Origin of the sequence: Falsiroseomonas sp. (assembly GCF_051859025.1) — a bacterium.
GTDB lineage: Bacteria > Pseudomonadota > Alphaproteobacteria > Acetobacterales > Acetobacteraceae > Falsiroseomonas.
Map to the genome: position 1 here is coordinate 1 of NZ_JBHYGL010000034.1, position 23724 is coordinate 23724.

The following is a 23724-nucleotide window of genomic DNA, read 5'->3' on the forward strand; positions in this document are numbered from 1 at the left end:
TAGGTGCTGAACTTGTAGCCGCGGCGGTATTCGAACTTATCGACCGCCTTCATCAGGCCGATATTGCCTTCCTGGATCAGGTCCAGGAACTGCAGGCCGCGATTGGTGTATTTCTTGGCGATGGAGATCACCAGGCGGAGGTTCGCCTCGATCATCTCCTTCTTCGCCTGGGTCATGTCGCGTTCGCCGCGCGACACGGTGGCATAGACGCGCTTGAAATCCGGCACCGGCAGGCCGGTATCGGCGGCGACCTTGGCGATCTCCGCGCGGATCGCTTCCGCATCGTCCTTGGACCGCGCGACGAAGGCCTTCCAGCCCTTGCCCTGCAGCTTGGAGATGCGGTCGAACCAGGCGGGGTCCAGCTCGCTGCCGCGCCACTGCTCGATGAACTCGTCGCGCTTGACCTTCTGCGCTTCCGCCAGGCGCAGGACCTGGCCTTCCAGCATGGTCTGGCGGCGGTTCAGGCCCTTGAGCTGGTCGACCAGCTCCTCGATCCGGTTGTTGTGGAGGTGGACCTTCTCCACCAGCGCCACCAGTTCCTGGCGCTGCTTCTCATAGGTCTTCTCGCTGCGGGCCGATTGCTCCCCGCCCGAGGTATAGGCATCCATCCGCTTGGAGGTGAGCTTGTAGAGCTTGCTGTAGGCGCCCTCGATCTCCTCGAAGGCCTTCAGCGCTTCCGGCTTCAGCTTTTCTTCCAGCGCGGAGAGGGAAAGGCCGACGCCTTCCGCGGCCTCGTCACCCTCCTCGTACTCCTCCTCCGGCGGGGGCGTGCCTTCGGGGGTATTGGCGCCGGCGGTGGCTTCCAGGTCGATGACGTCGCGCAGCAGCATGCGGCCATTGTTGACGGCGTCATGCCAGGCGACGATGGCCTTGAAGGTCAGCGGGCTTTCGCACAGCCCGCCGATCATCATGTCCCGGCCGGCTTCGATCCGCTTGGCGATGGCGATCTCGCCCTCGCGCGACAGCAGCTCGACCGAGCCCATTTCCCGGAGGTACATGCGGACCGGGTCGTCGGTGCGGCCGAGATTGGCCTCATCGACATTGCCGCCGCTTTCTTCCTCATCCTTGTCGTCGTCGTCGGCCTTGGCGGCGGGCTTGTCGACCGCGGCCTCGCCATCCTCCGATTCCTCGGATTCCACCACCTTGATGCCGATCTCGCTCAGCATCGCCATGGTGTCCTCGATCATCTCGGAGGACACTTGTTCGGAGGGCAGCGCGGCGTTCAGCTCGTCATAGGTGACGTAGCCGCGTTCCTTGCCGCGGGCGACCAGCTTCTTGACCGCGGCGGTCAGGGTATCGAGCAGCACGCCCTCAACCGCCTCGTCACGGCCTTCTGCCGTTTCGGCGCCACCTGCGACCTTGCTCGCCATGCCTTCATCCGCTCCGTCAACGGCGCAACGACAGGCCGCGGGGTTTTGCCCGTGGCAGGCGGAAGCGCGTTAAGACCTTCAATACGTCAATGCCCACCGCCGGTGGCCGCGTCGCCCGCGGCCTCGGCTCCATCCATTTCCGCCCACTCGCCGCGCCGCACGGCGGCCAGGGTTTGCGACAGCCGGATCAGGCGCTGCTGCGCCCGGGCCTGCGCCGCGGGGTCGCTGGCTGCGTCCCAGTCGCGCTGTGCCGCCACCCGGTCCTCCTCCAGCTCCGCCTCGCCCCGCAGCAACCCGAAGAAGTGCCACCAGGCGTCGAGCGCGTCCTTCGGCTGGGCATCGGGGCTGGCGGCCTCCGGCAGGCCCGGATCCCGCAGCAAGGCCGATACCAGCTCCCCCCACCCATCCCGGGCGAGTTGGTCCATCAGGCCGATGGAGTCAAGTTCATGGCCGCCTGCCAGCCACAGGAGCATCGAGGCGCGGCAATCCGCCAGCTGCGGGTCGCCCATTTCCAGCCCGGCGAAGACCTCCTCCACCTCCGGCAACAGCCAGGGGTGGCGGAGCGTGATGGCCATCAGCGCGCGGGACTGGGCGATGCGGACGCGGCCGGGCGTGATGGCGGGGCGCACCCGGGGCACCACCACCTTGCGGCCACCGGGGCGCCCGCTTCCACTGAAGCCGCCACCCCCTCCGCCGCCGCCAAAGGCGGGCTTCTGGGCGCGGGTGCTTTCGAAGAAGCGGTCCAGCAGGGCGCGGCGATATTCGGCCGCCAGCGACTTGTCGGCGATCTGGTTCGCCACCTCCGCCAGGCGGTTGCGCAGCCCGGCGCGCTGTTCGGGCGTGGTGGCCGGGCGGCCTTCGGTCAGCAGGCCGAACAGCGCCTCCGACAGCGGCCGCGCGCCATCCAGCACCGACTGGAAGCCGGCCGTCCCGCGGCGGGAGACGAGGGTGTCCGGGTCCTCCCCCGCCGGCAGGGTCGCCAGCCGCAGGCTGCGTTCCGTGGTCAGCAGCGGCAGCGCCGCCTCCGCCGCCCTTGCCGCCGCGCGGGCGCCGGCGCCATCGCCATCGAAGCACAGCACGGGTTCGGGGCTGAGGCGCCACAGCTCCTCCATCTGTTCCGCGGTCAGGGCGGTGCCGAGCGGCGCGACGGCACCGCCGAAGCCGGCTTGGTGCAGGGCGATGACATCCATGTAGCCCTCCACCGCCACCACCGCCGCGCCCCGGAAGGCGGCTTCCCGCGCCATGTCCACGCCATAGAGGTTGCGGCGCTTGGAAAAGACCGCCGTTTCCGGCCCGTTCACGTATTTCGGCTGGCCATCCCCCAGGATGCGCCCGCCGAAGGACACGACGCGCCCGCGCCGGTCCCGGATGGGGAAGATGACCCGGTTGAAGTAAAGGTCTGAATAACCCTCGCCGCTTTCGCGTTCGCGGATCAGCCCGGCTTCCGCCAGCTGTTCCTGGGTGATGCCATCCGTTTTCAGATCCGCCGCGATGGCGCCGCGGCCGCCGCCGGACCAGCCCAGGCCGAAGCGCGCGATCGTCTCCTCGCTCAGCCCGCGGCGGCGGAGATAGGCCAGGCCCTCCGCCCCCTCCGGCATCCGGAGCCGCCGCTGGAAGGCATGGGATGCGGCCTCCAGCACGCCGTAGAGGTCCCTCGCCGCGCGTTCCCGCGCCGCGGCTTCGGGGGTGGCTTTCGGAACTTCCAGCCCCGCTTCCTGCGCCAGGCGCTCCACCGCCTCCGGGAAGCCCTGGCCTTCCGCCTTCATGACGAAGGTGATGGCATCCCCATGCGCGCCGCAGCCGAAGCAGTGGAAATGGTCGTCATAGACGTAGAAGCTCGGCGTTTTCTCCCCGTGGAAGGGGCAGCAGCCCTTCCAGTTCCGGCCTGATTTCGTCAGCCGGGTCTTGCGCTGGATCAGCGGCGCCAGCGGGGTGCGGGCGCGCAACTCGTCCAGGAATTGCGGGGGCAGCGCCATGCCGGCCCCTTAGCATACCGTGCGCCGCCGCAAGGAAGGGCGTAGCGAATTCTTCAGGGCTTCGGCGCCAAGCATGGGGGACGTGACCCATCTCCCCCCCCTGCCATCCTCCATGGCCCCCTCCATGGCCCCCTCCATGGCCCGCCCGACTTCGGCATCCACGGGCCCGAGCTGGCGGGAGGCGATGGCGGTGGATTACCACCCCGTCTCGGCGGCGGAGATCGCGGCTGCGCTGGCGCTGCACGCCCGCCACCTCCGTGGTGAACGCGGCGGCAGGCGGGCCGCCTTCAAATTCGCCGACCTCGCCCATGCCGATCTCCGCGGCGCGGTGCTCGCCGGCGCGGACCTGACCGGCGCCAGGCTGGAAGGGGCGATGCTGGCGGGGGCGGATCTGCGCGATGCCTGCCTGTTCGGCGCCAACCTCCGGAAGGCGGAGCTGACGCGGGCCCGATTGAACAAGGCGGACCTTCGCGGCGCCTCCCTGCTCGGTGCCCGGCTGATGCGCGCCGACCTGACGGGCGCCGATCTGCGGGATGGCCACCTGGTGCGCAGCAAGGGGGGTGAACTGGTGCCCGCCACCACCATGGACGGGCATGGGGACCTGTCGGAGGCCTCCGCCACCAATGCGAACCTGACCCGCGCCAAGCTCTCCAACGCCTTCATCGTGCAGACCGATCTGCGCGATTCCAATTTGCGGGAGGCAGTCTTCGTCCGCGCCGACCTGAGCCGCACCGACCTCAGCGGCTGCAATCTGGAAGGGGCGGACCTGTCGGAGGCCAATCTGGAAGGCGCGGTGCTGGAGGGGGCGATCCTCAGCCGGGTGCTGCTGCGCCGCACCAACCTGGCCGGCGCCAATCTGCTGGGCGCGCTGCTGGACGAGGTCGATCTGGGTTCCGCCATCCTGGATGGCGCGGCGATGACGCGTCGGCTGGAGAATCTGGAGGATGCGGTGAGCCAGGCCGTGGCGCTCCACCAGGAGTGGATCCGTAGCAACGGGCGGGAAGGACAGCGGGCCGATTTCTCCGCCTGCGACCTGGCGGGTACCGATCTTTCCGGGGTGAACCTGGCGGCGGCGGTGCTGAAGCACGCTGTGCTGCGCGGCTGCGACCTGACCGGCACGGTGCTGGCCATGGCGGATCTGAACACCGCTGATCTGCGCGGGGCGAAGATGGCGCGGGTCAATTTGCGCGGCGCGAGCCTGGTCCGCGCATCGCTGAACGAGGCCGACCTGACGAAGGCCGCGGCCGGGCCGATGACGCTGAAGCAGGGCCACACCTGGCCCACCAACCTGACCAGCGCGCGGCTGGTTCGGGCGAAGCTGGTGGGGGCGGATCTGGCGGAAGCCCGGCTGCCCGATGCCGACCTGACCCAGGCCGATCTGCGGGAGGCGGCGCTGGCCGGCGCCGACCTGACCGACGCCACCCTGACCATGGCGGACCTCCGCCGCGCCGACCTGCGCGGGGCGATCCTGGTGGGCGCCGAGGGCCTGGTCCTGCCGGGGCGGGGGGGTTAGCCCCCGTCCTCCAGCCCCCGTCCTTCAACCCCCGAGCTTGGCCTTCACCAGCGGGCCGGCCTTGGCCATGTCCAGCACCGCGCCGTGCTTGGCCTTCAGCACGGCCATGACCTTGCCCATCTCCTTGACGGAGGTCGCACCCGATTCCGCCACGGCATCGGCCACGGCGGCTTCCATGGCGGCGCCATCCATCTGCGACGGAAGAAAGGATTCGATCGTCGCGATCTCGAACTCCTCCTTCTCCGCCAGTTCGGGGCGGCCGCCCTGGCGGTACATGGTGGCGCTCTCCGCCCGGGACTTCACCATGCCGCGCAGCATGGCGACGATCTGGTCATCCGACACCTTCTCCACGCCGGAGGGGCGGGCGGCGATGTCGGCATCCTTCAGCTTGGCCGTGATCATGCGGATGGCAGAGGTCTTCGGCGCATCCTTGCCGATCATGGCGGCCTTGAGAGCCTCGGTGAAACGGCTGCGGAGATCGTCGGCCATGGGAAATCCTCCTTGATCAGATGGCTGTAGCATGGGGGAGCGATTGGGAAAAATATTCCCAGAGACAGACTCGGGTTGCAGGCGGAAGTTTTTTCCCACATAGGACCGGCCATGCGCACGGTCGATGACGTCATCACCCTGCTGGGCGGCGCGGAAGCGGCGGCCCAGCGCCTCGGCATCGGGACGGAGGCTGTGCGCAAGTGGCGCCAGGCCCGCGCCATCCCGGCCAAGCACTGGTCCGCCATCCTGGGCGCCACAGGCCTGACCCTGGCCGACCTGCCCCAGGGCATCACCCCGACCGGCGACACCGCCCCCCGCAAGCCCCGCATGGAGACCGCCCCGGTGACCCAGACGACCACGACCCCCGAAGGCGCCACTGCGGCGCTCGTGCTGGCCGACGGGTCCGTCTTCTGGGGCCGCGGCTTCGGCGCCCATGCGACGACCGTGGCGGAGATCTGCTTCAACACCTCCATGACCGGGTACCAGGAGGTGCTGACCGATCCCTCCTACGCCGGGCAGACCATCTGCTTCACCTTCCCCCATATCGGCAATGTCGGCGCCAATGCCGAGGATATCGAGGCCATCACCCCCGCGGCGCGCGGCCTGATCGTCAAGCAGGATGTGACGGAGGCCTCCAACTACCGTGCCACCCGGCACCTCGATGACTGGCTGAAGTCCCACGGCATCCCCGGGATCGCGGGCATCGACACCCGCGCGCTGACGGCCCGCATCCGCGATGGCGGCGCGCCGAATGGCGTGCTGGCCCACCCCGCGGACGGCGTCTTCGACATCCCCGCGCTGCTGGCCCAGGCCAAGGCCTGGCCAGGGCTGGAGGGGATGGACCTCGCGAAGCAGGTCTCCACCCGCCAGACCTATGGCTGGGACGAGGCCGAATGGGCCTGGGGCCAGGGCTACGCCACCCAGACGGCGCCGAAGCACAAGGTGGTGGCGGTGGATTACGGCGCCAAGCGCAACATCCTGCGCTGCCTGGCCGCGGCCGGCTGCGCCGTGACGGTGGTGCCGGCCACGGCGACGGCGGAAGAGATCCTCGGCCACAACCCCGATGGCGTGTTCCTGTCGAACGGCCCCGGCGACCCCGCGGCGACCGGTGCATACGCGGTGCCGGCGATCCAGGGCGTGCTGGCCAAGGGCGTGCCGGTCTTCGGCATCTGCCTGGGCCACCAGCTGCTGGCCCTGTCGCTCGGCGCCACGACCTACAAGCTGGACCGCGGCCATCGCGGCGCGAACCAGCCGGTGAAGGATTTGGTGACGGGCAAGGTCGAGATCACGTCGCAGAACCACGGCTTCGCGGTGGATGAGAAGTCGCTGCCCGACGGCGTGACGGTGACGCATCGGAGCCTGTTCGACGGCACGAATGAGGGTATCGCGAGCGCGAAGTACCCGGCCTTCTCCGTGCAGTACCACCCGGAAGCGAGCCCCGGCCCGACGGACAGCCACCACCTGTTTCGTCGCTTCGTCGGCATGATCGAGACGCACAAGGCAGGCTGAGGCGCGGGTCATGCCCTCCGCCGACACGATCCTCGTCTTCGCGCTGCTGTCGCTCGGCCTGGCGGTCACGCCGGGGCCGAACATGCTCTATTTGGTCTCGCGTTCGCTGGCGCAGGGGGCCGGGGCGGGGATGGTGTCGCTGGCGGGGTGCCAGGCGGGATCGCTGACCATCATGGTCTGCGCGGCGGCGGGCATCACCGCGGCGCTGCTGGCGGTGCCCTATGCCTGGGACGTGCTGCGGCTGGGTGGTGCGGCCTATCTGATGTTCATGGCCTGGCAATGCGTGCGGCCCGGCGGGCAGCCCCTGTTCAGCCCGCGGCCGATGCCGCGCGAACCGGCGGCGCGCCTGTTCATCGTGGGCTTCGCGACGGCGGCGCTGAACCCGAAGGTGGCGCTGTTCTACATGGCGGTGCTGCCGCCCTTCCTCGACCCCGATCGCGGCAGCCTGTTCATGCAGGCAGCGGTGCTCGGCCTCGTGCAGATCGCCGTCTGCACGGCCTGGGATGCGGTGCTGGTCTGGGGCGCCGCCGGCACGGCGCGGTTCCTGTCGACAAAACCCTTCTGGATGGCGGTGCAGCGCTGGGTGCTGGGCGGCGCGCTGGCGCTGCTGGCGGTGAAACTGGCAACGGAGAGCAAGGCATGATGGACATCGCGCTTGGCATCTTCGCCCTGGCCTATTCGGGGCTTGTGCTCTTCACCGTCGCATCGTCGCTGCGCCGGCTTTATCCGCCGGTGCGCGCGGCCGTCTCGGCCTTCGCGCTGTCCGTCGCCGTGCATGGCGCGACGACGCTGATGATGGGCGATGTCGCCACCCTCGCCTTCTTCTTCTGGGCCGTGCCCCACGCCCTGATCCTGCCGCTGCTGCTGATGAGCGCGCGGCGCCAAGCAAAATCGACCGGAGCCTGACATGCCGAAGCGCACCGACATCAAGTCCATCCTCATCATCGGCGCGGGCCCGATCGTCATCGGCCAGGCCTGTGAGTTCGACTATTCCGGCGCGCAGGCCTGCAAGGCGCTGCGGGCGGAGGGCTATCGCGTCATCCTGGTCAACAGCAATCCCGCGACCATCATGACCGATCCAGGGCTCGCGGATGCGACCTATATCGAGCCGATCACGCCCGAGATCGTCGAGAAGATCATCGCCAAGGAACGGCCGGACGCGCTGCTGCCGACCATGGGCGGGCAGACCGCGCTGAACACCGCCCTCAAGCTCGATGCCTCCGGCGCGCTGAAGAAGTACAATTGCGAGCTGATCGGCGCCAAGGCCGAGGTGATCGACAAGGCGGAGGATCGCCTCAAGTTCCGCGATGCCATGAGCAAGATCGGCATCGAGAGCCCCCGCTCCGCCATCGCCCATTCCATGGAGGAAGCGCGCGCGGGGCTCGAACTCGTGGGCCTGCCCTGCGTCATCCGCCCCTCCTTCACGCTCGGCGGCACCGGCGGCGGCATCGCCTATAACCGGGAGGAGTTCGAGCAGATCGTCGCCTCCGGCCTCGATGCCTCCATGACCACCGAGGTGCTGGTCGAGGAAAGCGTGCTGGGCTGGAAGGAGTATGAGATGGAGGTGGTCCGCGACAGCGCGGACAACTGCATCATCATCTGCTCCATCGAGAATCTGGACCCGATGGGCGTCCATACCGGGGACAGCGTGACGATCGCGCCGGCGCTGACGCTGACCGACAAGGAATACCAGCGGATGCGCGATGCCAGCATCGCCTGCCTGCGGGAGATCGGCGTCGATACCGGCGGATCGAACGTCCAGTTCGGCATCAACCCCGTCGATGGCCGCATGGTGGTCATCGAGATGAATCCGCGCGTCTCCCGTTCCTCCGCGCTGGCCTCCAAGGCGACGGGCTTCCCCATCGCCAAGGTCGCCGCGAAGCTGGCTGTCGGCTACACGCTGGATGAGTTGTCCAACGATATCACCAAGGTCACGCCCGCTTCCTTCGAGCCCACCATCGACTACGTCGTGGTGAAGATCCCCCGCTTCACCTTCGAGAAATTCCCCGGCACGCCGGCAACGCTGACGACGTCGATGAAGTCGGTGGGCGAGACGATGGCCATCGGGCGCAGCTTCGCCGAGGCCCTGCAGAAGGGCCTGCGGGGGCTGGAGACGGGTCTCAGCGGCCTCGATGAGATCGAGGTGCCGGGCGATGGATCGCATGCCGCCATCCGCACCTCGCTGGCCACGCCGAAGCCCGATCGCGCGCTGGTCGTGGCGCAGGCGCTGCGCGCGGGGATGAGCGTGGAGGAGATCCACGAGGCCTGCCGCTTCGATCCCTGGTTCATCCGGGAGATCGGGAAGATCGTGGATGCCGAGAATGTGGTGAAGGCGGAGGGGCTGCCGAAGACGGCGCAGCGTTTCCGCACCCTCAAGGCGCTTGGCTTCAGCGACAAGCGGCTGGCGAAGCTGGCGGGCATGACGGAAGCCGCTGTCTTCGATGCGCGCGACAAGCTCGGCGTCCATGCCGTGTTCAAGCGCATCGATACCTGCGCTGCGGAATTCGCCTCCGACACCCCCTACATGTACTCGACCTATGAGGGCGGCTTCGGCACCCCGGAATGTGAGTCCCGGCCGACGACGCGGCAGAAGGTCATCATCCTCGGCGGCGGGCCGAACCGGATCGGCCAGGGGATCGAGTTCGACTATTGCTGCGTCCATGCCTGCTACGCGCTGCGCGATGCGGGCTACGAGACCATCATGGTGAACTGCAACCCCGAGACCGTCTCCACGGACTACGACACCAGCGACCGCCTGTATTTCGAGCCGCTGACGGGCGAGGACGTGATCGCCATCATCCGCAAGGAACAGGAAAGCGGGGAACTGCTGGGCTGCATCGTGCAGTATGGCGGCCAGACGCCGCTCAAGCTGTCGCAGGCGCTGCACAAGGCGGGCATCCCCATCCTCGGCACCTCCGCCGAGGCGATCGACATCGCGGAGGATCGCGAGCGGTTCCAGCTGTTGCTGAAGCAGCTTGGCCTGAAGCAGCCGCAGAACGGGATCGCGCGCGACCTGGATGAGGCGTTGGTGGAAGCCGAACGCATCGGCTACCCCGTCGTCGTCCGCCCCAGCTACGTCCTCGGCGGCCGCGCGATGGAGATCGCCTACAACAAGGAACAGCTGCGCCGCTTCGGCGCGGAAGCCGTGAAGGTCTCCGGCGAGAACCCGATCCTGATCGACCAGTATCTGGCCGATGCGATCGAGGTCGATGTGGACTGCATCTGCGACGAGGTCGGCGATGTCTATGTCGCCGGCGTGATGGAACACATCGAGGAAGCCGGCATCCATTCCGGCGACAGCGCCTGCTCCCTGCCGCCCTATTCCCTGCCCCCCGCCATCGTGACGGAGCTGAAGGCGGAGACGGAGGCGATGGCCAAGGCCCTCAAGGTCAAGGGCCTGATGAATGTCCAGTATGCCGTGAAGGACGGGGAGATCTTCGTCCTCGAGGTCAATCCCCGCGCCAGCCGTACCGTGCCCTTCGTGGCGAAGGCGACGGGCGTGGCGGTCGCCAAGATCGGCGCGCTGGTCATGGCGGGGGCCAGGCTCAAGGCCTTCGGGCTGGATGACACGGCCGTGTCGCGGCACGTCGCGGTGAAGGAAGCGGTCTTCCCCTTCAACCGCTTCCCCAATGTCGACGTGATCCTGGGCCCGGAAATGAAGTCGACCGGGGAGGTGATGGGCCTCGATTTCAGCTTCGAACGCGCCTTCCTGAAGTCCCAGCTCGGCGCCGGCGTGAAGCTGCCGGAAACCGGCACGGCCTTCCTTTCCGTGAAGGATAGCGACAAGGCCGGCGCCGTCAGCATGGCGCGGCGCCTGGTGGAGATGGGCTTCAAGGTGATGGCAACGCGCGGCACGGCGGCCAGGCTGCGGGAAGTCGGCATCGACTGCACGGTGGTGAACAAGGTGGCGGAGGGGCGGCCGCATTGCGTGGACGCCATGAAGTCCGACGCCATCCAGATCGTCATCAACACCGCGAGTGGCGGGCAATCCGTGACGGACAGCTTCGACATCCGCCGCAGCGCGCTGACGCACGGCATCCCGCACTACACGACGCTGGCCGGCGCCAGGGCCGCGGTGCATGCCATCGCGGCGCTGAAGGGTGGAACCCTTGATGTGGCGCCGCTCCAGTCCTATTTTGCCCATTCATTCTGAGCGGGCGGGCCCGTTCAAGCCGGCGGGGCGGGGTGGGGGTGGACCCCCTTCCCCGCCTTGCCTGTTCCAGCCCCGATCATAACGTGCTTGCATGGTGCCGGCCCGGTTTCCCGGGCGCGGCACCGCCGGCAGGATCGGAACCCGGCAGGGCCCGTGACGCTGCCACCGCCATCGATTGCCCACCGCTTATTGTGCTGGAGGAAGGACGCGACGTGCAGAAGTTCCCCATGACCGCCGAAGGTCTCGCCCGGCTGGAGGAGGAACTCCGTCAGCTGAAGGCCGAGGAGCGCCCCGCCGTGATCCGTGCGATCGCGGAAGCCCGCGCCCATGGCGACCTTTCGGAGAATGCGGAGTACCACGCGGCGCGAGAGAAGCAGTCCTTCATCGAAGGCCGCATCGCCGAACTCGAATCCGTCATCCCCTCCGCCGAAGTCATCGACACATCCAAACTCTCCGGCAACCAGGTGCGCTTCGGCGCGCATGTGACCGTGGTGGATGAGGAGACGGACGGGGAGAAGACCTACCGGATCGTCGGCCAGCATGAGGCCGACATGAAGAAGGGCACCATCTCCATCTCCTCGCCGCTCGCCAAGGCGCTGATCGGCAAGAAGGTCGGTGACAGCGTTGAAGTCCCGGCCCCCGGCGGCGCCCGGGTCTATGAGATCGCGAACGTCCGCTTCGTCTGAAAGACTTCCCATGTCGCCCGTCCGCGCACTCGCCCCGGTGATGGAAACCGCCACCGCAATCTCCATCACCCTGGCCGATGTGCGCGCGGCGGCGGCGCGGATCGCGGGCGCCGTCATCCGCACGCCGACCATCCGCTGCGATGCGCTGTCGCGCGCCACGGGCGCCTCCATCCACCTGAAGCTCGACAACCTCCAGGCCACGGGCGCCTTCAAGGAACGGGGTGCGGCCAACCGCATCGCGCTGCTGACGGCGCGGGAAAGGGCGGCTGGCGTCATCGCCATGTCCGCCGGCAACCACGCCCAGGCCGTGGCGCGCCATGCCTCGCTGGCCGGCATCAACGCCACCATCGTCATGCCGCGCTTCACGCCGGCCACGAAGGTGACGCGGACGGAAGGCTGGGGCGCGCGCGTGGTACTGCATGGGGAGACGCTGGCGGAAGCCGCGGCCCATGCGCATGAACTGGCGCTGCGGGATGGCCTGACCTTCGTCCACCCCTATGACGACCCCGGCGTCATCGCCGGCCAGGGCACCGCTGCGCTGGAGATGCTGGAGGATTTCCCCCAGCTCGACACCCTCGCCATCCCGGTGGGCGGCGGTGGATTGCTGGCGGGCTGCGCCACCGCCGCGCTGGAACTGCGCCCGGGCATCCAGGTCTTCGGCGTGGAGGTGGAAGGCTACCCCGCCATGGCGCAGCGCCTGGCGGGCCAGCCGGTCGCCGTGGGCGGGCCGACGGTCGCGGAGGGCATCGCCGTGCGCGATGTCGGCGAAGTGCCCTATGCCATGTTGAAGCGGCTCGGCACCGAAGTGCTGGTGGTGCCTGAACGCGCGGTCGAACAGGCCATCGCCATGCTGGCGGAAGGTGCGAAGCTGGTGGCGGAAGGCGCGGGTGCCGCGGGCCTCGCCGCCGTTCTGGCCTTTCCCGAGCGTTTCGCGGGCAAGGCGGTCGGCATTCCCGTCTGCGGCGGCAACATCGATGCCCGCGCGCTGTCGAACGTGCTGCTGCGGCAATTGCTGCGGGATGGCCGCATCCTGCGGCTGCATTTCGACATCCCCGACCGGCCCGGCATGCTGGCGGACATCGCCGCGCGCATCTCGGCGCTCGGCGGCAATGTCATCGAGGTGAACCACCAGCAGCTGTTCGGCGCGCCCACGGTGCAGTCCACGGAGCTGTACCTGATGGTGGAGGTTCGGGACGGCGTGCAGGGCAATGCCATCATCTCCGCGCTGCAGGCGGCGTCCTACGTCGTGCGCCGGGGCTGAGGGCCTTGCGGGGGCATTGCACCTGCCGCCGCGTCAGCTACGAGATCACCTCGAAGCCCCTTTTCGTCCATGGCTGCCACTGCCGCTGGTGCCAGCGGGAGACGGGATCGGCCTTCGCCACCAATGCGATGATCGAGACGGACCGCATCCTGCTGACCGCCGATGCGCCGGAACTCGTCGATACGCCATCGAACAGCGGTCGTGGCCAGAAGATCATGCGCTGCCCCAACTGCCGCGTGGCGCTGTGGAGCCACTACCCCGGCGCGGGGCCGCGCTTCGCCTTCCTCCGCGTCGGCACGCTGGAAAACCCGGACGCCTTCCCGCCGGACATCCACATTTTCGTCAGCTCCAAGCAGCCCTGGGTGGTGCTGCCGGAAGGCGTACCGGCGATGGCGGAATACTACGACCGCGAGGAACACTGGCCGGCGGAGAGCCTGGCGCGGCGGGCGGCGGTGCTCCTCAGCGGGGCCTCCTTCAGCGGGGATTGACCCGCGACTCCCAGGATGGCGGCGTGTAGCCGGACAGGACCCGGCATTCGCCGGCGTAGCGTGCGCGCAGCGCCTCGCAGCGGCCGCGCACCTCCCCCGGCGTCGGGCGGCGGCGGGTTTCCGCCCAATCGGCCAGCGCGGCCAGGGCGGCGGGGTAGAGCGCGGCGGAGAGCTTGTTGTGCTCCCCATCATCGACGAAGACCTGCGCCAGCAGATGCGCGGTGCCCGCGGCCTCCAGAGTCGCGCGGTAGGCGGCCGCGTGTTCCACGAAGACCGTGCTGTCGGCGATGCCGTGCAGCGTCAGCACGGGAATCGCGATACCCCCCATCGGGTCGCCATCCCTGGCCAGCACGGCCCGCGCATCGGGATCGGGCGTGATGCGCGGCACGCGGGCGTTGAAGGCCGCGTCGTCGCTGGTGCCGGTGTAGCGCACCTCCGCATTCCCGAAGGCGCTGCGGCCATCCATCATCCGCCAGGCGATGTCGGCGAAGACCGTGGTGGCCCAGGACAGGTGGCCCGGTATGGCCCATTCCGTGATCCGGCTGGCCGCAACCAGGTCGCCCAGCGCCTGGCGCTGCGCCGGGCTCCGCGCTTCCGGCGCCAGGTCGGCGCCTGTGCAGGCGAGGTAGCGCTCCATCAGCGCGTCCCGCTCCATCACCTCGCCCCGGGCCAGGCCGAGCGTCACGGGGTATTGCGTCTCCTCCGGCCGGGGATGCGTGCCGCAGACCGCCTGGAAGGCGGCGCGGAGGTCGACGCGCATGTCATAGGCCCGCGTCGGCCCGGCCAGCACGGCGGAGGTAAGCAGCGCCGCCTGCCAGGGGCGCCGGCCTTCCTCGTCCCGCTCGTTCAGCGTCTCGATCGCCTTGGCCGCAACGGCGCCGCCCCAGGATTGACCGTGCAGCACGGACAGGCGCGGGCGGCCGAAGGCGGCTTCCGCGGCGCGGGTGGCGGCCAGCGTATCCTCCCCCGCCCGGCGCAGGCCGAAGCCTTCCCGCCGGCGGCTGGTGGAGGCCCAGGCCCAGCCCTCCGCCAGGAATTCCTGGTAGCGGATCAAATCCTCATCCGTCGTCTCCCGCGCCGGCGGCGTCATGCGGGGGCCGCCGAAGATGTGGGTGACGAGGCCGCCATTCCAGGTGGCGGGGCGGGCCAGCAGCAGCCAGGCGCCGTTCGCGTCCTGGCCCCGCAGGCAGGTGGTGCCGGCGGGCAGGCCGGGCGGGCAGTCGGCGGGGACGATTTCCGCCCGCGCGCCAAAGGGCAGCAGCGCCAGCGCCAGCCAGGCCAGGCGCCGCCAGGTCACCCCGCGGCGCCTTCCCGGTCGATCGGGACGCCGGTCTGGTCCTTGGCGGTGTGGATGGTCTGCAGCGTCTGCACCCGCAGCACATTGGGCGCGCCGGTGAGGCGCGAGGTCAGCTGGTTCTCATGCGCCGTGTCGCGGGCCACCAGGCGCAGCATGAAGTCGCCGCCGCCGCGGATCATGTGGCATTCGCGCACCTCCGGCCATTCGCAGACCATCGCCTCGAAGGCCTGGAGCACGGCCTGCTTCTGCGTCTCCAGCCCCACCAGGGCGAAGAAGGTGATCTGCCATCCCAGCACATGGGGATCGAGGTCCGCGTGATAGCCGCGGATCACCCCCTGTTCCTCCAGCCGCCGCACGCGGCGCAGGCAGGGGGGGGCGGAGAGGCCGACGCGCCGGGCCAGTTCCACATTGGTCATCCGGCCATCGCCTTGCAGCTCCGCCAGGATATGGCGGTCCACCTGGTCGATGTCCTGGGCAGCGGAGTCCGGCATGGTGGGGCGAAATGTCCTGTTCAGCGTTGCGGGCGCAATATCCTTGCGGGGAACCATGTCGGCAAGATGGCTGATGATGGGAGGTTGAGCATTCGCCCCGGGCGGCCGATATCCCGGTCCCAAGACCCCAGACCGCAACGGATTCCCTGCCGTGTCCCAGACCATCACGACCCGCCTGCTGATCCTCGGCGCCGGCCCCGCCGGCTACACGGCGGCGATCTACGCCGCCCGCGCGGGGTTGCAGCCGCTGGTGGTGGCCGGGATGCAGCCGGGCGGGCAGCTGACCATCACGACGGAGGTCGAGAACTATCCCGGCTTCGCCGGCCCGATCCAGGGGCCATGGCTCATGGAACAGATGCAGGCGCAGGCCGTGCATGTGGGGGCGACGATCGAGCAGGATGTGATCACCTCGGTCGATTTCTCCCGCCGTCCCTTCCGCTGCATGGGCGACAGCGGCGCCACCTACCTGGCCGAATCGATCGTGATCGCGACGGGCGCGCAGGCCCGCTGGCTCGGCATCCCCGGGGAGAAGGAGCTGTCGGGCTTCGGCGTCTCCGCCTGCGCCACCTGCGACGGCTTCTTCTACCGCGGCAAGGACGTGGCGGTGGTCGGCGGCGGCAATTCGGCGACGGAGGAGGCGCTGTACCTCTCCAACCTCGCCCGCCACGTCACGCTGATCCACCGGCGCGACACGCTGCGCAGCGAGAAGATCCTGCAGCAGCGGCTGTTCGCGAAGGCGAACATCACCTGCGTCTGGGACACGGCGGTGGAGAGCGTGCTGGCCGATCCGTCCGGCCGCGTGCCCGTCGCGCGCGGATTGGCGCTGCGGAACCTGAAGACCGGGGCGACGTCGGAGCTGGCGGTGCACGGCGTCTTCGTCGCGATCGGGCATGATCCCGCGACCGCGCTGTTCAAGGGCCAGCTCGGCATGGACCAGGACGGCTACATCGTCACGAAGCCCGGGACCACGCAGACCAGCATCGCCGGCATCTTCGCGGCCGGGGACGTGCAGGACCGCATCTACCGCCAGGCCGTCACCGCGGCCGGCACGGGCTGCATGGCGGCGCTGGAGGCGGAGAAGTTCCTGGCCCATGTGCCGGCCGATGCGCCCGCCCTCGCCGCGTGGGATTGAGGCGGCCTCGGCCGCCGGGAAGTTCTGCGGCCCTGCCGCCGGGAATTGAGGCCCGCTTTCGCACGATCTGACGGGCTGATGGAAAAAACCTATCGCGGAAGTCAGGCTGAGCCTACTCAAGCGCCATCATTGCATGGCAGCCTGCCCACCGAATCGAGAGCTTGGGAGAACGCGCGGGCATGCCGCTGGACTGGGACAAGCTGCGGGTCTTCCACGCCGTCGCCGAGGCCGGGTCCTTCACCCATGCCGGCGAGACGCTGAACCTCTCGCAATCCGCCGTCTCGCGCCAGATCCAGGCGCTGGAGGAGGCCCTGCAGGTCCCGCTGTTCCACCGGCATGCGCGGGGCCTGATCCTGACCGAACAGGGGGAGACCCTGAACCGCGCGGTGCGGGAGGTCTTCGCCAAGCTGGCGATGACCGAGGCGCTGCTGACGGAAAGCCGCGAACGGCCGACCGGGCGGCTGAAGGTCACGACCACGACGGGCTTCGGCAGCGTCTGGCTGGCCCCCCGGCTCCGCCGCTTCATGGCCATGCACCCGGATGTGACGCTGACGGTGCTGCTGGATGACGCCGACCTCGACCTCGCGATGCGGGAAGCCGATGTCGCCATCCGCATGCACCCGCCGCGGCAGCCGGACCTGATCCAGCGGAACCTCGGCACCTTCGGCTGGCGGGTCTGCGGGGCGCCGGAATACCTGAAATCGGCGGGCATGCCGCAGCGGGCCGAGGATCTCGATGCCCATCGCATGATCGTCTATGGCGACTATCGCCCGCCGGTGGAGAGCGTGAACTGGCTGAGCGAGGCAGGGCGCCGGCCGGGTTCGTCCCGCCGCGCGGTGCTGGAGATGAACTCCCTGCCCGGCATCCTGGCCGCGGTGCGCAGCGGTGTCGGCCTCGCCGCCCTGCCCGACTACATGGGTGAGGAGCTGGACGGCCTGGTGCATGTGCTGCCGGAGCTGAAGGCACCGCGGATCGAGGCGTATTTCGTCTATCCGGAGGAGCTGCGCCATTCCAAGCGCGTCGCGGTGTTCCGCGACTTCCTGGTGGCGGAGCTGGCATCCCCGTCGCGGATCAACGGCGCGGCCTGAGCCTTTCCATCGCGCGGGACAAGGCGGCGTGACTGAGAAAAATTCCGCGGACTGAGAAAACTCACCGGTATTTTTCCAGTCGCGCAGGCCTCACGCTTACCCATGCGTTCAGCGCATGTCGGCTACCGCCAATTCATCAATCCTCCATGCCGCACCGCAGCACTATGTTGTTGGTGTGCCGGCGGCGACGCTGGCTCAGGGTCACTCGGGACACTTTCCCGAACCCCTTCGTCTCCCAGACGTGAAGCCTCCCTGTTTGACTCGGCCGCTACCCCCTGGGGTTGGCGGCCTTTTTTTTGGTCCATCGCCCGGCTTGGTCCGGGCCCGTGCCGGGGATAGGCTTTCCTCAATCAATCACTGAGGAAGCCGCCATGACCCCGCCCGATCGCCTGCGCGCCCTGCTGGCCAAGCCAGGCCTGCTCACCATGCCCGCGGTGTGGGACGGGATTTCCGCGCGCCTCGCCTCGGAAGCGGGGTTCGAGACGGCCTTCCTCTCGGGCTCCTGCGTCGCGGCCAGCCGGCTCGGCGGCCCGGACCTCGACCTCATCTCCTTCGGGGAGATGTTCGACAGCTTCACCATGGTCCGCAACGCCGCGCCGAAGACGCTGATCCTGGCCGATGGCGACCATGGCTACGGCAACGCGATGAACGTGCAGCGCACCGTGGCCGCCTATGGCCGTGCCGGCGCGGCGGCCGTGCTGATCGAGGACAAGGTGACACCTCGCGCCCTGACCGCCGCCGGCAAGCCCTGCATCCCGCGGGAGGAAGCGCGCATGAAGATCCGCGCCGCCGTCCAGGCCGCGAAGGAAAGCGGCATCCTGATCTGCGCCCGCACGGATTGCCGGCCGACGCGCGGCATCGACGAAGCCGTGGCGCGGATCGAGATGTATGTGGAGGAAGGCGCCGACATCCTCTTCCTCGACAGCCCGTCCGATGAGGTGGAGATCCGCCGCGCGGTGGAGGCTTCCAAGGGCCGGCCGCATTTCGCCGTGCTCTCGCCAGGCGGCACGCGCCTGATCCCGGACCGGGATTTGGCGGAACAGCTCGGCCTCAAGATCGGCACCTACCCCACCGCCATGCTCTCCCCGGCCATTGCCGGCATCCAGTCGGGCCTGGCTGCGCTGGAGGCCGGCAAGGCCGCGAGCGAGCTGGCGCTGCCGCCGGCGGTGCACCAGGCGACCCTGGGCTACGGCACCTATGACGAGGCCGCGAAGCCCTTCATCGTCCAGGAATAGGGTCCAGCAACGGCAGGGCGGGCGGCGGGGCATCCCGTCGCCTTGCCTGGCCACGCCGGGCGGCGGCGGCGCGCAGCCGCAGCAATTCATCCAGCATCCTGTCCATGGTTCGCCACAGCGGTTCATCGCCGCGGCGTTCCGCCATCACCAGGCGATGCGCGTCCAGCGTCACGTTCAGCGTGCCGCGCGTCGTCTCCGGCCGGGGCGATCGCATCTGCACCAGCGCCTTCTCCACCTCCTCCAGCGCCACGCCGAAGCGGGCGGCGATGGCCGCGGGCTCCATCCCCTGCCGGCGGAGCGATCGCGCCCGCGTGGCGGCGGCGGGGTCGAGCGCGATGGCGGGGCGGAGCGCGGCGGTGCGGCGCGACATCTCCCCCGATCCTGATCCCGGCGGCTTTCCCCTGAACGACATGACAGGCCTCACGCGGTGTTGCGGAGGAAGACGCGGCGGCAGGCCGCCGGGTTCCCTCAGGACCCGCGCCGGATCGCCTTCTGCCCATCGGGGTCGCGTACCCGCCGCCACAGCCCGCCCAGCGCCACGCCGAGCCGTCCGGCGCGGGCCACGTTGTCGGGGGCGCGGGAGAAGAGCAGCGCGATGATCCGGCGCCGCACCACGGGATCGACCCGCCATGCGATGCCGACGATTCCGGGCGCACCCAGGCGCACCACCTCCGCCCGCACCGCCCCCACCTCCGGCAGCACCAGATCCAGCATGGTGCCGATGGCGGGGGTGCGGGCGGGGTCTACAAGGCGCAGCCGCGCGCCGCTGACGGAACAATCCTCCACCACCATTCCCGGCAGGCGCCAGAAGACGTCGAAGCGTTCCTCCCCCCGCGGCCGCGGCAATTCGCAGGAGACGAGCAGGCAGACCAGCGCCAGCACGATGGCGATGGAGGCCCAGACGATGTTCATCACATCCTCCGCCGCCACCTCCACCGGGTTGTCAGGGCCCATCAGGGACCAGGCGATGCCCCCGAGATTGGCGGCGAGGATGCCGCCGAAGCCGATCGCGAAGCCGCGGTTGAAGGTCATGGCCGTGCGGGACCTTCCCTTGGCCGTGACCTTGAAGGGCCGGCCGAAGGGGCGCAGCGCGGCGGCCACCAGGGACATCGTCACCGGCAGCGCGGCCACGGCGTGGGAGACCTCCGTGAACAGGGGCAGCGAACGGCCGCCGGAAATCCAGGCGCTATGGACCCAGAAGCAGGCCAGCGCCGGCACCCCGTAGGTCACGAAGTCCACATGGTCCGCCTGGAAGGCCGGCACGCCGAAGACCCAGTAGATGGCGGGGCCGATCAGCAGCAGCAGCAGGAAGGGCTTGGACAGCCAGTGCAGCATGCCGTGCAGGTAATGCAGCCGCTGGCCCAGCGTATAGCCGCGCCCGAAGAAGGGCCCATCCCGCAGCAGCGCCACCTGGATGGTGCCGAGGCACCATCGCGCGCGCTGGGTGCAGTATTCCGCCATGTCCTCCGCCGACAGGCCGATCGACAGGCGTTCGTTCAGCCAGCGCGTCTCGAAACCCCGGCGCAGCAGCGAATAGGTCAGGTAGATGTCCTCGCTGACCGCGCCTTCGGGAAAGCCGCCCATGAGGTCGAGCAGGTCGCGCCGCACGATGAAGCCGGTGCCGACGCAGAAGGCGCAGCCCCAGGCATCCTTCGCGGGCTGGAACAGGTCGAAGAACACCCGCTGGTCATCCACCCAGGACCCGGCGATGCCGAGGTTGTGCTGGATGGGATCGGGGTTGAAGTAGAATTGCGGCGTCTGCACCACGCCCACCTTGGGGTCGAGGAACAGCCCCACCATGCGCTTCAGCATCTGCCGCTGCGGCGCGAAATCCGCGTCCAGCACCAGGATCAGCGGCGCCTTCGTCATCGCCGCGGTCTGCCGGTAGCCGCTGTTGAGGTTGCCGGCCTTGGCGCCCTTGTTGTCCGGCCTGGTCAAATAGCGGGCGCCGACTTCATCGCAGTAGTCGCGCAGCCAGGCGCGGCGCGTATCGTCCAGCACCCAGACCGTGAAGCGGTCCGGCGGGTAGTCGAGTGCGAGGGCGGAGACGATCGCCTTCTCCAGCACCTCCAGCTTCTCGTTGTAGGTGCAGATGAAGATGTCGACGGCGGGCCAGTCGCCGCGCGCTTCCAGCAGCGCCTCCGCCGCATCGGCCCGCGCGCGCACACGTTCGGCCGAGCAGCGCGTCATGATCATCGCGGCGCCCAGCGTGTAGGCGATGGAGATGGTCTCGAAGACCAGGAAGAAGCGCGCCCAGAGCGGTTCGAAGGCGATGTCGAAGGACGGCAGCGTCTGGGTGATGCGCCAATGCAGGTAGATCAGGATGGGCAGCATGGCGCAGCCCGTGAACAGCACGCGGTCGAAGGCACGGGCGCGGTCCAGCAGCAGCGCCAGCAGCAGCGCCGCCAGGGCGAAACCCGCCCCCCAGGACAGGGCCGCCTGCAGGTCCCAGGGCGCGCCCCCGATCAACGCGTCGTCGCATCCTGCATGGGGGATGCTTCCGCGCGGCCGAAGATCGTCACGACCAGCCCGCGCGTCCAGCGCCAGGCGGTGGTGGTGACGTCGCCGAAGAAGTTGCCATCCACCTCCACGCTCACCCAGCGGCCGATGTCGCAGGGGACGGAGGGCGCGAGCCGGCTTTCATAGCCGCGCGACCAGCGGCGGGGGGATCGTTCGTCGAATTCGACCAGCACATACATCTCCCGCCGCTCCATCGGCGGGAAGGGCACGGCGTAGCCGGTATCGACGCGGTCCGTGGTGCGCGGCAGCACCTGCACCACGACGCCGTGGCGCGTCTCCTCCCAGCCATCGGCCTCGATCCGCACGCGGGTGCCGAGGCCGAGGCGATGCGCCTGGCGGACGGAGAAGATGGCGACGACGAAGGCGCGGCCGCATTCGACCGTGCCCGCGATGGTGTCGCCCGCCGTCAGGCGCTGGCCGGGGCTGGCGAAGGCGCGCAGGATGTGGCCGCCATTGGTGGAGACCGCCTGCGCGGCGCGCTGCTGGTTGAAGCGCTCCTCCTCCACCCGCGTCTGCGCTTCCAGGCTGGCCAGGCTGCTGGCAAGCTGCTGGCGCTCAACCTTCATGCGGTTGATCTCGAGGATGGTGTCCCGCCGCCGTTCCACCAGCGCGCCGAGCGCGCCCTGCCCGTCGCCGACATAGCTGCCGGTCTCCACCGCGATATGCTCGGCCACGCGCCGCGCCAGCGTGGCCTCGGCGGCGATCAGTTCCTCCCGCGCGCCACGCTCCCGCATCTGGGCGATGCGGAAGACGGTTTCCGTGACCACGCCGCGTTCGAAGAGGATGCGCTGGCGGTTGGCGAGGGCCGATTGCTCCGCCGCAGCGGCGCCGGCGGCGGCGACCTTGGCGCGGGCCTCGCGTTCGCCTTCCTGGGCCATGCGCAGGGCATGGGCCCGGTGGGTGGAGAGCGCGGCTTCCAGCGTCACCACCCAGGATTCCGCGATGGCGAGGCGCTGTTCGAGGCCGGAGACCGCGACGCGCGTGCCGGCCGTCTGGTTCTGCAAGCCGATCAGCGTCGATCGGTCCAGGCGTTCGTTGCGCAGATGCGCCAGCACCTGGCCGGGGCCGACCGCTTCCCCGGGCTGCGCCAGCAGGCGGTCCAGTTCGCCATCGATCGGCGCCGTCACCAGGGCCACGGGCGCGTTGACGACCGCGCGGGTGGAGGTGTCGGACAGGATCGGCGGCAGCGTCGCCAGCAGCAGGCTGCCGGCCAGCAGAATGGCGCCGGAATAGGTGACGGCCCGCAGCGTGAAGGCCGGCCAATGCGCGCGCAGCTCCGCCAGGCTCGGCGGGTCCAGCCGGTGCAGCAGCGCTTCCGCCGCATCGCGCCAGGGGCGGGCATGGGCGGCGGGCGGTTCCGCGGGGGATGGGGCAGCGGGGGATGAGGCAGCGGCGTGCGGGGCGGCGTACGGCGCGGGGTCCGGCGGCGGCGGGGCGTCCCCGAAGCCGGGGGCCGCCGCTTCGGCCAGGAAGATGGGCTGGGGGGGTGCGGGGCTCGGCCGGGGGGCGATGGGTTCGTGGCGACGGGCGGCGAGGGGCGGGGCGGCGAAGGGCGGGGCGCCGTCCCGCGCGGCCGATTCCCAGGGAAAGCGCACGGGGGCGGGACGCGAGGGATCATGCCCCACCGCGGCATCACCCGTGGTCGAATTGCCTCCCGTGTCGGCGGCCCGCGCGGCCTTGCGCGGATTGCCCCACAACCACATGCGGGGTTTGGCCCCCTTCTCCGCCCCGGGCCACCGTGCCGTCACGGTAGCTCTTCGGAGCAGCACTAAAATTGAGACTCAGCCAATCGAATTGGCTCATCTCTTCGTTCTAAATTCACATTCCCGTCAAAACAAGCGATCTGCGGTTGCAGTGTCCAAGGGTTCTACTCGCCCCGCAACGCAGCCCCGGCCGCCAGCGGCGCCAAGGGGGCGGCCAGTGCCAGCAGGGCGCCGAGCAGCAGCAGGTAGGGGCGCGCGGCCATGTCCGCGGCCGCGGCCTCGATGGCGGCGGCGCCGAAGATGACGGCGGGGATGGACAGCGGCAGGACGAGGAGCGGCAGCAGCACGCCCCCACGGCGGGCACCCAGTGTCAGCGCCGCCCCCGCCGTGCCGAACAGGGACAGGATGGCGGTGGCCAGGCCCAGCGCCACCATGGCCGTGCCCCAGGCCTCCACCGGCAGGTTCAGCATGGCCGCGGCCACGGGCGTCGCCGCCAGCAGGGGCAGGCCGGTCACCACCCAATGCCCGGCCGCCTTGGCCGCGGCCAGCAGCGCCGGCGGCAGGCCGGACAGCAGCAGCTGGTCGAGCGACCCGTCTTCGGCCTCCGCCGCGAAAAGCCGGTCCAGCGGCAGCAGCGCGGCCAGCAGCGCGGCCGCCAGCAGGGCGCCGGGGGCGATGCGGGCCAGGATCTGGGGCTCCGGCCCGATGCCGAAGGGGAACAGGGCGCAGACCAGGACGAAGAACAGCACCGCCGCCAGCGCATCCCCGGGGTGGCGGAGTGCCAGCCGCACCTCCCGCCCCAGCACCGCCATG

Annotated in this window: 20 protein-coding genes; 11 read left to right on the forward strand and 9 right to left on the reverse strand. The window is 69.7% G+C overall.

Features of this window, described 5'->3' with window-relative positions:
• On the reverse strand, window positions 1-1370 hold a 1370-nt coding region (locus ACTIE5_RS21115), incomplete at its 3' end, for a sigma-70 family RNA polymerase sigma factor (protein WP_439551699.1).
• Between the two features lie 86 nt (window positions 1371-1456).
• The gene (gene dnaG, locus ACTIE5_RS21120) at window positions 1457-3346 is read right to left on the reverse strand and encodes a DNA primase (protein WP_439551700.1); all 1890 of its coding nucleotides are present in this window, start codon (window positions 3344-3346) and stop codon (window positions 1457-1459) included.
• Between the two features lie 82 nt (window positions 3347-3428).
• Between dnaG and ACTIE5_RS21125 the strand changes: the two genes are divergently transcribed.
• Window positions 3429-4859, forward strand: coding sequence for a pentapeptide repeat-containing protein (locus tag ACTIE5_RS21125; protein WP_439551701.1), 1431 nt, complete (start codon window positions 3429-3431; stop codon window positions 4857-4859).
• 24 nt (window positions 4860-4883) lie between these two features.
• Here ACTIE5_RS21125 and ACTIE5_RS21130 read toward each other — a convergent pair whose 3' ends face one another.
• Window positions 4884-5348, reverse strand: coding sequence for a GatB/YqeY domain-containing protein (locus ACTIE5_RS21130; protein WP_439551702.1), 465 nt, complete (start codon window positions 5346-5348; stop codon window positions 4884-4886).
• A 111-nt stretch (window positions 5349-5459) separates the two neighbouring features.
• On the opposite strand from ACTIE5_RS21130, the gene carA reads away from it, so the two are divergent.
• The 7 genes from carA (at window position 5460) to ACTIE5_RS21165 (ending at window position 13445) form a co-directional block, all read left to right on the forward strand.
• On the forward strand, window positions 5460-6857 hold the full coding sequence (carA, locus tag ACTIE5_RS21135) for a glutamine-hydrolyzing carbamoyl-phosphate synthase small subunit (RefSeq protein ID WP_439551703.1): 1398 nt from the start codon (window positions 5460-5462) through the stop codon (window positions 6855-6857).
• A 10-nt stretch (window positions 6858-6867) separates the two neighbouring features.
• A complete protein-coding gene (locus ACTIE5_RS21140; RefSeq protein WP_439551704.1) occupies window positions 6868-7500 on the forward strand; it encodes a LysE family translocator in 633 nt (210 codons plus the stop codon).
• Window positions 7497-7763, forward strand: a complete 267-nt coding sequence (locus ACTIE5_RS21145) for a hypothetical protein (protein WP_439551705.1) — start codon at window positions 7497-7499, stop codon at window positions 7761-7763. The genes ACTIE5_RS21140 and ACTIE5_RS21145 overlap by 4 nt, the downstream gene beginning before the upstream one ends.
• A gap of 1 nt (window position 7764) precedes the next feature.
• Window positions 7765-11010 carry a carbamoyl-phosphate synthase large subunit gene (gene carB, locus ACTIE5_RS21150; protein ID WP_439551706.1) on the forward strand — a complete coding sequence of 1082 codons (3246 nt, stop codon included), beginning with the start codon at window positions 7765-7767 and terminating at the stop codon, window positions 11008-11010.
• Window positions 11011-11222: 212 nt separating this feature from the next.
• Window positions 11223-11696, forward strand: a complete 474-nt coding sequence (gene greA, locus ACTIE5_RS21155) for a transcription elongation factor GreA (protein WP_439551707.1) — start codon at window positions 11223-11225, stop codon at window positions 11694-11696.
• Between the two features lie 10 nt (window positions 11697-11706).
• Window positions 11707-12957 carry a threonine ammonia-lyase gene (locus ACTIE5_RS21160; protein ID WP_439551708.1) on the forward strand — a complete coding sequence of 417 codons (1251 nt, stop codon included), beginning with the start codon at window positions 11707-11709 and terminating at the stop codon, window positions 12955-12957.
• Between the two features lie 5 nt (window positions 12958-12962).
• Window positions 12963-13445, forward strand: a complete 483-nt coding sequence (locus ACTIE5_RS21165) for a GFA family protein (RefSeq protein WP_439551709.1) — start codon at window positions 12963-12965, stop codon at window positions 13443-13445.
• On the opposite strand, the gene ACTIE5_RS21170 is transcribed toward ACTIE5_RS21165, so the two are convergent.
• On the reverse strand, window positions 13432-14742 hold the full coding sequence (locus tag ACTIE5_RS21170) for a hypothetical protein (protein ID WP_439551710.1): 1311 nt from the start codon (window positions 14740-14742) through the stop codon (window positions 13432-13434). The genes ACTIE5_RS21165 and ACTIE5_RS21170 overlap by 14 nt on opposite strands.
• Window positions 14739-15233, reverse strand: coding sequence for an Lrp/AsnC family transcriptional regulator (locus tag ACTIE5_RS21175; protein WP_439551711.1), 495 nt, complete (start codon window positions 15231-15233; stop codon window positions 14739-14741). The genes ACTIE5_RS21170 and ACTIE5_RS21175 overlap by 4 nt, the downstream gene beginning before the upstream one ends.
• Window positions 15234-15384: 151 nt before the next feature.
• On the opposite strand from ACTIE5_RS21175, the gene trxB reads away from it, so the two are divergent.
• From trxB to ACTIE5_RS21190, 3 genes are all read left to right on the forward strand, one after another.
• Window positions 15385-16365: a thioredoxin-disulfide reductase gene (gene trxB, locus ACTIE5_RS21180; RefSeq protein ID WP_439551712.1), complete on the forward strand. Its 981-nt coding sequence runs from the start codon at window positions 15385-15387 to the stop codon at window positions 16363-16365.
• 179 nt (window positions 16366-16544) lie between these two features.
• On the forward strand, window positions 16545-17453 hold the full coding sequence (locus ACTIE5_RS21185; protein WP_439551713.1) for a LysR family transcriptional regulator: 909 nt from the start codon (window positions 16545-16547) through the stop codon (window positions 17451-17453).
• Window positions 17454-17824: 371 nt separating this feature from the next.
• The gene (locus tag ACTIE5_RS21190) at window positions 17825-18688 is read left to right on the forward strand and encodes an isocitrate lyase/PEP mutase family protein (RefSeq protein ID WP_439551714.1); all 864 of its coding nucleotides are present in this window, start codon (window positions 17825-17827) and stop codon (window positions 18686-18688) included.
• On the opposite strand, the gene ACTIE5_RS21195 is transcribed toward ACTIE5_RS21190, so the two are convergent.
• From ACTIE5_RS21195 to ccmB, 4 genes are all read right to left on the reverse strand, one after another.
• Window positions 18672-19058 (reverse strand): hypothetical protein, encoded by a 387-nt coding sequence (locus ACTIE5_RS21195; protein ID WP_439551715.1) that lies wholly within the window; start codon window positions 19056-19058, stop codon window positions 18672-18674. The two genes, ACTIE5_RS21190 and ACTIE5_RS21195, sit on opposite strands and share 17 nt — an antisense overlap.
• A gap of 98 nt (window positions 19059-19156) precedes the next feature.
• Entirely contained in the window at window positions 19157-21157 is a 2001-nt protein-coding gene (locus tag ACTIE5_RS21200) for a glycosyltransferase (protein WP_439551716.1), read from the reverse strand.
• Window positions 21154-22911, reverse strand: coding sequence for an HlyD family secretion protein (locus ACTIE5_RS21205; RefSeq protein ID WP_439551717.1), 1758 nt, complete (start codon window positions 22909-22911; stop codon window positions 21154-21156). The genes ACTIE5_RS21200 and ACTIE5_RS21205 overlap by 4 nt, the downstream gene beginning before the upstream one ends.
• A gap of 164 nt (window positions 22912-23075) precedes the next feature.
• Window positions 23076-23723 carry a heme exporter protein CcmB gene (ccmB, locus tag ACTIE5_RS21210; protein ID WP_439552074.1) on the reverse strand — a complete coding sequence of 216 codons (648 nt, stop codon included), beginning with the start codon at window positions 23721-23723 and terminating at the stop codon, window positions 23076-23078.
• Window position 23724: the final 1 nt, after the last annotated feature.